The organism is Pseudoalteromonas sp. 20-92 (assembly GCF_030847595.1).
Classification (GTDB): domain Bacteria; phylum Pseudomonadota; class Gammaproteobacteria; order Enterobacterales; family Alteromonadaceae; genus Pseudoalteromonas; species Pseudoalteromonas fuliginea.
The window spans coordinates 186,928-199,765 of record NZ_JANJGQ010000006.1 but is presented as its reverse complement, the minus strand read 5'-3'; the positions used below and the strand labels follow the sequence as shown (position 1 = coordinate 199,765).

At 38.5% G+C, this 12,838-nt stretch carries 15 protein-coding genes; 4 read left to right on the top strand and 11 right to left on the bottom strand.

The genetic code is table 11. The features are described from left to right. Window positions 1-51 precede the first annotated feature (51 nt). On the bottom strand, window positions 52-942 hold the full coding sequence (locus tag NRL14_RS08620) for a TIGR01777 family oxidoreductase (protein WP_306724453.1): 891 nt from the start codon (window positions 940-942) through the stop codon (window positions 52-54). A gap of 170 nt (window positions 943-1,112) precedes the next feature. Between NRL14_RS08620 and NRL14_RS08615 the strand changes: the two genes are divergently transcribed. Then, complete coding sequence (locus tag NRL14_RS08615; RefSeq protein ID WP_306724452.1) at window positions 1,113-2,150, top strand: AI-2E family transporter; 1,038 nt, start codon at window positions 1,113-1,115, stop codon at window positions 2,148-2,150. Window positions 2,151-2,219: 69 nt separating this feature from the next. On the opposite strand, the gene NRL14_RS08610 is transcribed toward NRL14_RS08615, so the two are convergent. From NRL14_RS08610 to NRL14_RS08585, 6 genes are all read right to left on the bottom strand, one after another. Next, window positions 2,220-3,299 carry an FAD-dependent oxidoreductase gene (locus NRL14_RS08610; protein WP_306724451.1) on the bottom strand — a complete coding sequence of 360 codons (1,080 nt, stop codon included), beginning with the start codon at window positions 3,297-3,299 and terminating at the stop codon, window positions 2,220-2,222. Window positions 3,300-3,338: 39 nt separating this feature from the next. After that, window positions 3,339-3,749: a hypothetical protein gene (locus NRL14_RS08605; protein ID WP_007375449.1), complete on the bottom strand. Its 411-nt coding sequence runs from the start codon at window positions 3,747-3,749 to the stop codon at window positions 3,339-3,341. Then, window positions 3,736-5,073 carry an ATP-binding protein gene (locus tag NRL14_RS08600; protein ID WP_007375448.1) on the bottom strand — a complete coding sequence of 446 codons (1,338 nt, stop codon included), beginning with the start codon at window positions 5,071-5,073 and terminating at the stop codon, window positions 3,736-3,738. Before NRL14_RS08600 ends, NRL14_RS08605 begins: the two co-directional genes overlap by 14 nt. Beyond that, on the bottom strand, window positions 5,067-5,741 hold the full coding sequence (locus NRL14_RS08595; RefSeq protein ID WP_007375447.1) for a response regulator transcription factor: 675 nt from the start codon (window positions 5,739-5,741) through the stop codon (window positions 5,067-5,069). The genes NRL14_RS08600 and NRL14_RS08595 overlap by 7 nt, the downstream gene beginning before the upstream one ends. Before the next feature lie 3 nt (window positions 5,742-5,744). Then, complete coding sequence (locus NRL14_RS08590) at window positions 5,745-6,008, bottom strand: PepSY domain-containing protein (RefSeq protein WP_007375446.1); 264 nt, start codon at window positions 6,006-6,008, stop codon at window positions 5,745-5,747. 148 nt (window positions 6,009-6,156) lie between these two features. Continuing rightward, window positions 6,157-6,459, bottom strand: a complete 303-nt coding sequence (locus NRL14_RS08585) for a YciI family protein (RefSeq protein ID WP_188085517.1) — start codon at window positions 6,457-6,459, stop codon at window positions 6,157-6,159. Between the two features lie 189 nt (window positions 6,460-6,648). On the opposite strand from NRL14_RS08585, the gene NRL14_RS08580 reads away from it, so the two are divergent. Next, complete coding sequence (locus NRL14_RS08580) at window positions 6,649-8,073, top strand: sodium-dependent transporter (RefSeq protein WP_007375444.1); 1,425 nt, start codon at window positions 6,649-6,651, stop codon at window positions 8,071-8,073. Window positions 8,074-8,142: 69 nt separating this feature from the next. Here NRL14_RS08580 and NRL14_RS08575 read toward each other — a convergent pair whose 3' ends face one another. Both NRL14_RS08575 and NRL14_RS08570 read right to left on the bottom strand, forming a co-directional pair. Beyond that, on the bottom strand, window positions 8,143-8,784 hold the full coding sequence (locus NRL14_RS08575) for a CPBP family intramembrane glutamic endopeptidase (RefSeq protein WP_306724450.1): 642 nt from the start codon (window positions 8,782-8,784) through the stop codon (window positions 8,143-8,145). A gap of 66 nt (window positions 8,785-8,850) precedes the next feature. Further along, a complete protein-coding gene (locus NRL14_RS08570) occupies window positions 8,851-9,426 on the bottom strand; it encodes an inner membrane-spanning protein YciB (protein ID WP_306724449.1) in 576 nt (191 codons plus the stop codon). A gap of 191 nt (window positions 9,427-9,617) precedes the next feature. Between NRL14_RS08570 and NRL14_RS08565 the strand changes: the two genes are divergently transcribed. Next, the gene (locus NRL14_RS08565) at window positions 9,618-9,887 is read left to right on the top strand and encodes an HU family DNA-binding protein (RefSeq protein WP_077538106.1); all 270 of its coding nucleotides are present in this window, start codon (window positions 9,618-9,620) and stop codon (window positions 9,885-9,887) included. A gap of 301 nt (window positions 9,888-10,188) precedes the next feature. Next, complete coding sequence (locus NRL14_RS08560) at window positions 10,189-10,767, top strand: type 1 glutamine amidotransferase domain-containing protein (protein WP_007375439.1); 579 nt, start codon at window positions 10,189-10,191, stop codon at window positions 10,765-10,767. A 64-nt stretch (window positions 10,768-10,831) separates the two neighbouring features. Here the strand turns inward: NRL14_RS08560 and trpA are convergent, their stop codons facing one another. Both trpA and trpB read right to left on the bottom strand, forming a co-directional pair. After that, window positions 10,832-11,653, bottom strand: a complete 822-nt coding sequence (gene trpA, locus NRL14_RS08555) for a tryptophan synthase subunit alpha (RefSeq protein WP_306724448.1) — start codon at window positions 11,651-11,653, stop codon at window positions 10,832-10,834. Next, window positions 11,650-12,834 (bottom strand): tryptophan synthase subunit beta, encoded by a 1,185-nt coding sequence (gene trpB / locus NRL14_RS08550; protein ID WP_306724447.1) that lies wholly within the window; start codon window positions 12,832-12,834, stop codon window positions 11,650-11,652. Before trpB ends, trpA begins: the two co-directional genes overlap by 4 nt. Window positions 12,835-12,838 lie beyond the last annotated feature (4 nt).

Here is a 12,838-nt window from a genome sequence, read left to right as displayed (position 1 = left end):
ACAACTAGATACAAAATCTAGCTTAATTTTGGCGCAGTTTATTTATAATGACTAAGTCAAACTTTCTAGGGCTGATTTAATATCAGGGTGATGAAAGCGATAATTATGAGCTTGCGCCTTACGTGGGATAACAAATTGCCCAGTGGTTAATAAATCTGACATTTCACCCATTAGCAGTTTAAGTACTGCGGTTGGCATAGCGATAAATGCAGGCCGCGACAATGCATTCCCTAAGCTTTTACTAAACTCGGCATTACTGACCGGGTTTGGTGCTGTTGCGTTAACTGGGCCTGAAATTTCTGGATGCTTAATTATAAAGAGTATTAGCTGAATCATATCGTCAATGTGTATCCACGACATACCTTGCTCGCCGTTACCAATCGGGCCGCCTAAGCATAATTTAAAAGCGGGTAGCATTTTACCTAATGCCCCACCTTTTTTAGCTAAAACAATACCCGTTCGTAAAAGGCACACTCTGGTTTGTTCTGATTGCGCGAGTAAAGCTGCATTTTCCCACTCTTTACAAAGCTGGTGGCTAAATTCGTCGTGTGGTTTTTCAAAAGTTTCATCAATAGGATTACTATTTTGTCGACCATAAAAACCAACGGCACTACCTGATATAAAAGTATGTGGGGGAGTGTTACTGGCTTTAATTGCTTCACTAATTTGCTGTGTAACACCAATACGGCTGTCTCGTATTATGTGTTTTTGTTTGTCACTCCAACGTTTATTAACAATCGGTTCGCCAGCTAGATTAATAACAATATCAACGCTGTTAAAATCCACTGAATTAACATTGCTTACGGCTTTAACTTTACGGCCCAATAATACGTTTGCTTTAGTCGGGTTTCGGCTAAGCACAGTAACCGTATTATGGTGAAGTAAAAAAGGGCATAAGTGCTTACCAATTAATCCGGTCGCGCCAGTAACAAATATATGCATTATTAATCCTTACAATAAAATAGTAGCAAGTGATTAAAAAATATACTCGCTAGCAAACAGCTTTGCAAATTTATACGTAAAGCAGACTTTTATGATCACTTGGTAATTATTTCATTTCATTAGCTTTTGCCTTACACTGGGGCAATATAATTAATAAAAGGATTAGTGAGTTGGCAAATTTAACTGGAGTGAATAAAAGTTTAATAGTTTTTGCTGCCTTGGTCGTTGTACTTGCGGGTATAAAAGCAGCAAGTGTAATTATTATTCCATTTATTTTAGCGGCGTTTATTGCCATTATTTGTAATCCATTTATTAAGTTTTTCGCGCGATATCGAATTCCCAAAGGTATTGCTGTTATGTTAGTGGTACTAATTATTGTTGGTTTAGGCGTAAGCTTAGGTGGGCTTGTTGGGCAGTCCATAAACGATTTTTCGCAGCAGCTTCCTGAGTATAAAACACAGCTTAAAGAAGAGTTTGTATGGCTGGTCGATTTAGCATCTCAATACAACATATTGATTAATAAAGAACAGTTAATCAATATGTTCGATCCAGGAAAAATGGTCGATGTAGCCACGGATATGCTCACTGGTTTAGGTGGGGTAATGGCCAACATGTTTTTAATTATTTTAACGGTTGTGTTTATGTTGTTTGAAGGACCGATGCTGAGTAATAAAATACACATGGCCCTTGATGATCCCGATAGTAAAATGAAACAAATAGACCGCTTTTTAGAATCGATAAACTCCTATCTTGCTATTAAAACATTAGTGAGTTTAGCCACCGGTATAATCGCTGCATTTTATTTATGGATTTTAGATATCGATTATTTTGTACTGTGGGGAGTATTAGCGTTTATGTTTAATTACATTCCTAATATTGGATCAATTATCGCAGCTGTACCTGCGGTATTACTTGCCCTTATTACTCAAGGCCCATTAGTGGCAGGACTTGTTGCTGCAGGATATTTAACAATAAATACGGTAATGGGTAATATTGTAGAGCCTAAATTTTTGGGTAAAGGGTTGGGTCTTTCAACGTTAGTGGTGTTTTTATCATTGATATTTTGGGGCTGGTTATTAGGTACCGTGGGTATGCTTTTATCTGTTCCATTAACGATGATTGTAAAAATAGCCCTAGAAGCCAGTGTAGAAGGTAAGTGGGTTGCCACTTTACTGGGCAGTGGTGAAGACGTTACTAAAAACAACTAATATCTATAACCATCAAGGCCTGTAGAATTAAAGCCCTTGATGGTTGAGTTATCAGTAAATACAGAGCTATTAATTAATAAACGACTTAATAGCGTCATCCACAGCGTTTATTGCGCCTTCTAAATATCCTGCTTCTTGTTTTGCAAACTCACTCGCTACAAAATGAATATTAAGGTTACTTAATTGCTCTTCCAAGTTTGAAAAATCAAATTCTGGATGCTGTGAAGGCTGAGTTTGATCGTCTCTATTAGCTACAAATTTATCCTCTGCCCAGTCTTTAATAAAGTACCCTGTTGCCTTTTTAGCATCCTGACCATAAAAGTAGCTAAGCTGCTGGACACAGGCTTGAATTAACTGCTCTTTAGTTACTTCGCTTCGTGATAAGTAGGGCACACCTATAAAACCAAATAATGCGGCGTAATTATCATCTTCAGCACTGGCATCGTGAATTTCGACCATAGGGCCGACACGGCTAAAGCATTGTCCTGATAAGTTATTATCACGCCAAAATGCATGTTCAAAAGTAGCTATAAACTTTGCTTGTCCTGCCATCCATGTCGGTACGCTGTTGAGGCGGCTTATGAGTGTTGGAGTAGCCCATTGTTCAGGTGTTAAATGGGCTGTCACCATGCGTGCAGGAATTGCTGACATTAGTTTGTTCGTATTTAAGTGTTTTATATTACCTAAATGATTCACTGTAATTTGCCAGCTATCACCGCTCTTTTTAAGCTCAGTGACATTGTGGTTTAACAATACAAAATCTGGATTAAGTTGCTCATACAATGCAGTTATTAAGGTATTCATACCGTGTTTGAGCCTAAATAATTGCATCTCTCCAGCGCCTGCAATTTGCTGTGGTTGCTCTGAATGTGGCGATTGGTATAACACATCGCCTTTGGTGTATTGCTCAAATAGACTTAAGTTGAGTGACTTGATTAGCGCTTGAATTTTTGGCTGGTGAGGAAATATCCACGTAGGGCCCAAATCAAAACTAACACCACTATTTATTGGTGATTGCGCCGAATAAATTCTGCCACCTAATTGCGATTTAGCTTCTAATAATAAATATGGGGCATTAAGTAGTTGCAACTGATACGCACTGTATAAGCCCGCCAGCCCGCCACCTATAATAATTACAGGTTTAATCATTTTATTACCTATAAGCAATCGATTAGTAGATTGCTTGTTTTAAAATGGTTTTTTAAGTGCATCAGTAAATTGGTTGATAAGTTGGATTTCACAGATTTTATAACTAATAGCCGCAGTTGTTGCATTAGGGAGTTTTAATAAATAACGCCATTGGCAAGCGCTTTCTATGTATTTTTCATTATTACTAATGCTGCGCATAAATAATGGAAGTATTTGGGTATTACCTGTACTTTCCTGTGATGTAGTGAGTTCGTATTTACGCTTTTGTATCCAACTGCCTTGCACTAGTTTTGCTTTATTTATTTGTGTATCTAGGCATTGTATATAACGCTTAGCTTCATCCGTGGTTGCTTTTTTTACTAAAGTACACGCTTCATCAGCAAAACTGTATTGGCTAATTACTAACAGTACAATTGCAGTTAGCCTTAATAAATTATTACTTTTTATCATTATAATTAAACTCTAAAATAAATTGAGCACCGCCCAAGTTATCAGCTTTAGTGATAGTGAGAGTACCGTGATACGACTTAACTAAATCAGATACAATTGCCATGCCTACGCCATGTCCGCTTTCGTATGTATCCAGACGAGTACCACGAGTGAGTAAAGACTCGCGCTTGTCTTCTGGTACACCAGGACCATCATCGCTAATACCAATACACAGAGTTTTACTTTGGGCTACTTGTATTTCGACTTGTGAACGACATGCTTTACAGGCGTTATCAATTAAATTACCCAATAGTTCCATTAAGTCGGTTTGATCACCTAAAAAGTAGTCTTTATCTGTTACTGTGCAACTAAAAATAATATCTTTATCACGATAAACTTTTGCCATAGCACTTAAAATAGAATCGAGAACTGGCTTAATTGGCGTTTGTTTCTTCCAAGTATCAGAGGCACCGGTTGCTGCCCGTTTTAATTGGTGCTCGATCATCACATTAATACGGTCAAGCTGCTCTTGTGCATCTGCATCATTAGCCAGCGGGCTTGATTTCAAAACAGCTAGTGGTGTTTTAAGCGCGTGTGCAAGGTCGCTCAATGAGGCTCTGTAGCGCTCTTTCTGACGTTGTTGAGAATCAAGGAGTAAGTTTAAATCGGACTTAATAGTTTGCAACTCAATGGGGTATAACCCTTTAATTTCTTGGATATCGCCAGACTCGATCGCTTTTATTTCTTTATCAAGTCGTTGCAGTGGCCGTGCACTCCAAATAAAACCAACCGCCATAAGACCTGCGATTGCAATGCCCATTATAAACATCCAATCAACAAGTGTTTGCTTAAAACCGTCCATTAAACGCAGTAGGGCATCGTTACGTTTAACTAATATGAAGCGTGCCTGTTCTGATTGATCTATGTTGTTTAAAATAACAGTAAGGCTAAGTTGCCAGTACGCAGTGTTTTTATATTCAACTCGTCTAAAGTCCGCTGCACCTGCTTTTGTTTCTACTTGTTGAGGTACAAAATTAACATTAACTGCTGATTCAGAATGCCAAATGGGTTCATCGTCACGATAGATCATTGCGTAGGTATCGGAGTTTAGTCTATTTAACTCAGGCGCTAAAATTGTACTTGGCATAATAATGCCATGCTCAGTAAAGTCGACTTCAGATATAAGCGAGTATAGCTGTGCTTCGAGAGTTTTTTCTGTCGCATCAACAAGTGAAGCGTAATACGCTTTGCCAATTGAATAAAACAGGATTGGGAGTGCGACTAACAAAACAAAGACAAGGATAAATCCTTGCCTTATTTTTAACGATATTTGCGGTATTACCACTGACTTTTAAGCCTGTAACCGCGCCCACGTAGTGTCTCTACTGGGTTTAATACACCTTCAGGGTCAAGTTTCTTGCGTAAACGCAGTACAAATACTTCGATAACATTTGAATCAAGGTCAAAATCTTGATCGTAAATGTGCTCAGTCAATTCTGACTTTGAGATTACTTTTTGCGGGTTTACCATTAAATATTCAAGCACTTTATATTCGTAAGCGGTTAGGCTGAGCTCTTTATCATCAACCCAAACTTGCTGCGAGCGTGTATGGATTTTGATTGGGCCTGCTGTCATTTCTGGGTTTGCCTTACCGGCACTACGACGAATTAATGCATTACAACGTGCAATAAGCTCTTCAACGTGAAATGGTTTTGTAAGATAATCGTCTGCGCCAGCATCTAAACCTTCTACTTTGTCCTGCCAGCGATCACGCGCTGTTAAAATCAGAATAGGGATAGTAATACCTTGTGCACGTGCTTTATTAATCAGTTCGATACCGTCTATTTTAGGTAAACCTAAATCAACAACGGCCATATCAAGCGGATATTCAGTAATATGGAAAAGACCTGCTTCACCATCGTGGCATAAATCCACGCTGTAACGTTCTTTTTCTAAAGCATTACGTAGGTTATCTGCTAAATGTAAATCGTCTTCTATAACTAAAATTCGCATCGGTTAATCCTTTTTTACTTCGCCAGTTTTTTTATTTATATGTAAATCGACGACATGGCCGTCAGATTTGAGTATTCGCACTGTATAAAAGTCAGTTTGTTCCGAAATCTTAAGCGTTTTACCGTTAATGGTTTTTTTTGCGAGTATTACAGCCTTCTTTTTGCTTACTTCAGCTTTAGCCGTTGGATTTGTGGCTGTTGTATTTACTTGAGAAAAGCTAGCAAAGCTAGTACAAGCAATAAAAGTAAGACTTAATAATATGCGCATGATAGAACCCCTAGACCAAACACACTTAGTTTAATTAACTAAGTTACTAAAATTCAAGTAAAAACACTAAATTAGCTTTTACTTTAACAATTTTAATTAAAAACCCGTGAACAAACCCTGAACTATGTTAATAAGCGATTATTTATAGTTAAGCAGGGAAAACTTTTTTAAATGGTTTAACAACAGTATTTTCATATACGCGTGCGGCAACATACGGATCAGCCGCAGCCCATTCACGCGCGGCTTCTATTGAATCAAACTCAGCCACAACGAGTGAACCGGTAAAACCAGCCTCTTGAGGATCTTCACTGTCAACTGCTGGAAAAGGACCTGCAGTAAATAAGCGATTTTGTGAATCAAGCTCATTAAGACGTTCCAAGTGTGCTGGGCGTGCTGCTTTTCTAAGCTCTAAGCTGTTTTCAACATCTGTTGAGTGAATCATGTACAACATAAGAAATCTCATAAAAATTGTTAAATTTGATTAACGCAATACTATCACAGCGTTGAAAATTGGTGAATTAAAAGCGTATTTAGGCAGGTTTACACTTCGATTTTATTTTTACACTGTATTTGCTTGAAAATATCTGTGTAACACTGGTAGAGTCGCTGAAATATACAAAATAATAAAAAGGTTTTATGCATGAGCGATAACAGAGAGCGATTTAGTTCCCGTCTCGGATTCATACTAGCGGCAGCAGGTTCTGCTGTGGGTATTGGTAATTTAGTTGGTTTTCCTGTTTCTGCTACCAAAAATGGTGGTGGCGCATTTTTATTAATTTATGCTTTATTTGTCGTATTCATTTGCTTACCTGTCATGATGGCTGAAATGGCAATGGGCCGTAATGCTCAAAAAGATCCACTCGGCTCGTACAAGTTGTTGGCAAACAATGACAAAAAGTGGAAGTTTGCAGGGTTTTTAGCTGTGCTTACGCCATTTATGATTGCAGTGTTTTACATGGTAATTACAGTGTGGATTTTCGGCTACTTAATGCAAACTGGTTTGGGGAATTTAGATTTACTTGCTGAACCTAGCCATTTTGGTGTTTTTATTAATAGCTACACTGTTTTTGGTTACATGGCGGTAGTGGTAATTATTGTTAACTTAATTTTATTAGGGGGTGTTAAGCAAGGCATAGAAAAAGCCGCTAAATTTCTGATGCCAGCACTTCTAGTCATGCTTCTTGCTTTAGTTATCTATGTATTAACACTTGATAATGCAATGGCAGGTGTTAAATATTATATTATCCCTGATTTTTCTAAAATGAGTGCAAGCGTACTTAATGGGGCGCTAAGCCAAGCATTTTTCTCGTTGTCGTTAGGTATGGGTATATTAATGACTTACGCGTCGTATATATCTAAAAAAGATGACATTGTAAGTAGTGCAAAAATGGTAGCAATTACAGACTCGTTAGTCGCCTTTGTCGCAGGCCTTATGGTGTTACCGGCTATATTTAGTTTTGATCCAAACACAGACCCATCAGCACTTTCTGACTCGTCAGTGTCGATGATTTTTGTGTATTTGCCGAAAATATTATTAGCACTGCAAAATGATATCGGATACGTAGGCGCATCAATTGTAGCATTCTCGTTTTTCTTGTTGGTATTTTTTGCTGCAATTACGTCATTGGTATCTATTGTTGAAGTACCGACAGCCACATTAAGCGACCGCAAAGGAATTAGCCGTAAAAAAGCATTGGGTATTTTAACACTTACAACTGGCGTGCTAACTATTTTATGTACTATGTCGTTTGGTATGATTGACAGCCTTACCTCGTTTACCAGTTATGGCGGTGTAAATAAGAGCTTTTTCGATATTATTGTTGATGTATTCTACGACACAATTTTACCGCTTAATGGCTTAATGGTGTGTTTGTTTGTAATGTACCGCTGGAAAAAAGCACGTTTAACACAAGAGCTAAGCTTAGGCTCGCCTAATTATGCTGGTAGCTTAATGGAAAAATACGTTAATTTTTCACTTTCAACGTTTATTCCAATTATTTTAGCGGTAATATTTATAAATACAGTCGCGACTAAGTTTTTTGCTCTAAAAATATTTGGCTTTTAAATACAGACCCAATTATATAAGCCGTACTTGTTGCGGCTTTTTTGTATGTAAATTTAAATAAAGGTTACTTTAATTAAATGCGCCTGAGTCGAGGTAGCTGCCAATGCCAAGGGTAAACATCCAAAGCCCCCATAAGCTATGCTCAATAACGCACACAAAGGTTGAGCGGCTTTTTGCGTAGGTATAAGCAAACAGTAAGCCACCTAAAAATGCTAAGGCTACTGCAATCCAATTTGCATACACAATATGCGCCAACGCAAATACACTCGCACTAACTACAATACGCACTGCTTTTTTTTGCATAATGCGTTTATAACGATGAAAAAAATACGTTCTGAATATTAATTCTTGAGGAATAACCGACAGTATTGGGTACAGCACCAACAGTAAAAGCCAATCATTAAATGAGTTACGGGGAAGGGTAAACCAGTTGCCTTGATGAATAATCCCGTAAAACATGCCTGAGAACAGCGCACCTAAAAAAAAGAAGCTAAACACACGCCTTTTAACAGCAGAAAATTGCCCAAGGCTTGTGAGTCTAAACCGTTTAAAATGGGGATCGCCTAGTAGCAACATACAACACACACTCATAAGTATAATAAGCGCAGGGATAAGCCAATTAGCTAAATGCTCGCGTAATCCAAAACCCAACAAGGGCAGCAATATAAAAATGAGGGTAAATTCAAACCAGCGGTATTGATTAGCGTTCAAGGTCGTCTCAACTTGCTTTTTTTAATAAGCTAGCAAGCTAAGACGACACTTTTATGACGAGGGGGCTTACTTTGCTGTTTCCTCTTCATCAGGGAGGTATTTGTACAAGGCAATAATGGTGGCAAAAATACTTACAAAGGTAATACCCATTAAACCAAATACTTTAAAGTTAACCCAAAAGTCGAGCGAAAAATTATATGCAATATAAATGTTTAGTGCTGCGATGCCAGCAGTAATTACAACCCACATTAAATTAAGCTTATCCCATAACGGTTCTGGGACAACAATGGCTTGTTTTGTATCATTAGCGTTTTCGAGGATTGAGCTAAGCGCTTTTTTAACGAGGTTTTTGTTAAGTACATAACGGCTAACAAGTAACGTTAAACTTAAACCTACATATATGAGTGTTGCTTTCCATTTAATGTATTGCTCATCATGAAGTACCAGCGTTAACGTACCAAACACGGCAGCAATGCCAAAAAATATCCAATGGCGAGTAGGCACATTGCCATGTTTAAAGTAGCTATAAGCAACTTGAATAAGCGTAGTGGCCATTAATAAACCAGTAGCCCAGTAAATATCGACGAGTTTAAACACTGCAAAAAACAGTATGAGTGGAATGTATTCAATTAATGCGTGCATAGTCTACCTAAATTATACAAAAAAGAGTCAAAGGCTTTTTACCACATAAAGCTTAGCAACTACAAGGTTGACTTGTTGCCCTGTAACCCTTAGCCTGCGTGGCTTTATTACCAATTTGGTTTGGTATTTTTCATATCATCATATTCCCACGCTTAACCAACACTGATTTGGCGTGTATTTAGGAGCCTAAAATGAATAAAGCAGAACTCGTTGCTGCCATTGCACACAAAAGTGAATTAACAAAAAAAGATGCTCAAGCGGCACTTTCAAGCTTGCAAAAAGTCATTACTAAATCGCTTTCTGAGGGCGATCAAGTTCAAATTAATGGCTTTGGTACCTTTGCACTAAGTTACTATCCAGCGCGTACTGGGCGTAACCCACAAACAGGGGCTGCAATTGAAATAGAAGGCGCAAATAAAGCGGTTTTTAAACCCGCGAAAGCGTTAAAAGATCTGCTTTAAATTTATTTAAGGTTTTAAACCTCGTATTGATAGATAAGTTACATGAGCGCGAAGTAAATTCGCACCTACGGGTATATGCTGTAGATCAGGATTACACGTCGCGTTTAATGGCTTTAAATTACATGAGCTGGAAATAAAGTAGCACTTATGTACATTATTCATAATCTCTAAATAATTTACATGGCAGCATAAACTCTATTACAATTTACTCCTTTATTTTCAATTGCTTGTTATCGGCACGCATCGTGCTTTTTTGATTGTGTATTTTAAATATAACTTTTAAGAAAATAAGGAGATCTCAATGAGTACATTACAAACAAGCACACGTTTACAAGGCAAAAAAATTGCAATTTTAGCCACTGATGGATTTGAGCAAAGTGAGCTTTTATCTCCACGCAGCGCATTACTTGATGTTGGTGCAAACATCGAAATAGTATCAATTAAAGAAGGCCAAATTACTGGTTGGAATGAAGACAAGTGGGGCGATAAAGTAACAGTAGATAAATTAGTTACAAATGCAGACCCCGCTGATTACGACGCGCTTATGCTTCCTGGTGGTTTATTTAATCCAGACAGTTTACGCCAAGATAAAGATGCTAAAGCCTTTATTGATGGATTTTTTGGCGCAGAAAAAAACAAACCCGTTGCTGCTATTTGCCATGCGCCGTGGTTGTTAGCTGAAATTAATAAATTGCGCGACCGTACTATTACCTCTTTTCCAAGTATTAAAAGCGATTTAATTAATGCAGGTGCTAATTGGGTTGACCAAGAAGTATGTGTAGATAAAGGTTTAGTAACAAGCCGAAGCCCAGCAGATTTAGAAGCATTTAATGCTAAATTTATTGAAGAGATTTTAGAGGGTAAACACCAAGCTCACTAATTTGCTTTTCAAAAACAAAAAAGGGCATTTAATTGCCCTTTTTTTATGTGTAAATTTACACTTTTTATAATGCGGTTGCGGCTTTCATTTCACTAACAAATGCTTTTAACTGCGTTGTCATTGCGTCTAAATTGTTAAGGTTAGCTTCAATAATTTTAACTACAGCAGAGCCTGAAATAGCACCTGCTGCGCCTGCGTTAAGTGCGGCTTTTACATCATCTGGTGTTGAAATACCAAACCCTAAAAGAGCAGGAGCTGCATGGTATTCTTTTAATTTAGTGACAATATTACCCGCTGGCATTTGTGCTTTAGTATCGGTACCGGTAACACCAGCGCGCGATAGTAAATACGTATAACCACGACCGTAAGAGGCGCATTGGCGAAGTGTGTCATCATCTGCATTAGGTGTGGCAATAAAAATTGGGTCTACACCGTTATCCATTGCCGATTTTCTAAATATTTTAGATTCATGCAGAGGCACGTCAGCCACTAAAATAGAGTCTACACCTACCGCTTTTGCATCTTTGTAAAATGCTTCTATGCCGCGCTTAAAAACAAGGTTTGAGTAAAGCAATAATCCAATTGGAATATCGGCGTTATACTCGCGTATTTCTTTAATAATATCAAAGCAATCTTGCGTGTTAATGTGCACATCAAGTGCGCGAATATTAGCTTTTTGAATTACTGGACCATCTGCAATTGGATCTGAAAACGGAATACCAAGCTCAAGCGCATCAGCGCCGCCGTCAATTAGACTTTTAATAATCGCAATACTTTGCTCTTTACCTGGGTCGCCAATCGTTACAAATGGTACAAATGCACCTTGTTTTTGCTCGTTAAGCGCTGCAAACATTTTGCCGTAACGATCCGTTTTTACTTGGCTCATAGCTGACCTCTTTCAGTTAGTACATTGTGAACGTGTGCTAAATCTTTATCGCCACGACCACTTAAATTAATCACTATAACACTTTCCTCGGTTAGCTCCTCTGCGTACTTAAGCGCATAAGCTAGCGCATGGCTTGATTCAAGTGCCGGAATAATCCCTTCATTTTTAGCAAGTGATTGAAACGCATCAAGCGCTTCTGTATCGGTAATACCCACGTATTGAGCGCGACCAGTTTCGTGTAAAAATGCATGCTGAGGACCAACTGCTGGGTAATCAAGACCCGCTGATACAGAGTAAGACTCTTCAATTTGGCCATCGTCGTTTTGCATAATGTACGTATAAGTACCGTGCAATATGCCTTTTGTGCCTTTACAAATTGTTGCACCGTGCTCATTTGTATCAAGACCTTTACCAGCTGGCTCAACACCAATTAATTTAACGCTTGGTTCGTCAATAAAGTCGGTAAACATACCAATCGCGTTTGAACCACCACCAACACAGGCAATAACAGCGTCAGGTAAACGACCTTCTGCTTTAAGTACTTGTTGTTTGGCTTCTTCACCAATAACTTTTTGATACTCACGTACAATTGTTGGGAATGGGTGAGGACCTGCGGCTGTACCTAGTAGGTAATGCGCGTCTTGATAATTTGCTGACCAGTCACGCAGCGCTTCATTTACTGCATCTTTTAATGTGCCAGAACCCGCTGTAACAGGAATAACTTCTGCGCCCATTAACTTCATTCTAAATACGTTTGGTTGCTGACGTTCAACGTCTTTTGCGCCCATATAAATACGACATTTTAAACCCAATAATGCACATGCAAGCGCGGTTGCAACACCGTGTTGACCTGCACCGGTTTCAGCAATCACTTGTTTTTTACCCATGCGCTTAGTAAGTAACGCTTGGCCAAGTACTTGGTTGGTTTTATGTGCGCCACCGTGTAATAAGTCTTCACGCTTTAGATACAGTTTTACTTTTGGGTTTTTAACTAAATTGCGCGTTAAAGTAAGTGGGGTAGGACGACCCGCATACTCGTTTAATAATTTACTTAGCTCAGCCTGAAACTCAGGATCTTTTTGTGCTTTGTTAAATTCGTTTTCTAACTGCTTAAGCGCAGGGACAAGTAACTCGGGTACAAACATACCGCCAAACTCGCCAAAATAAGCTGGATTTTGCATTTTA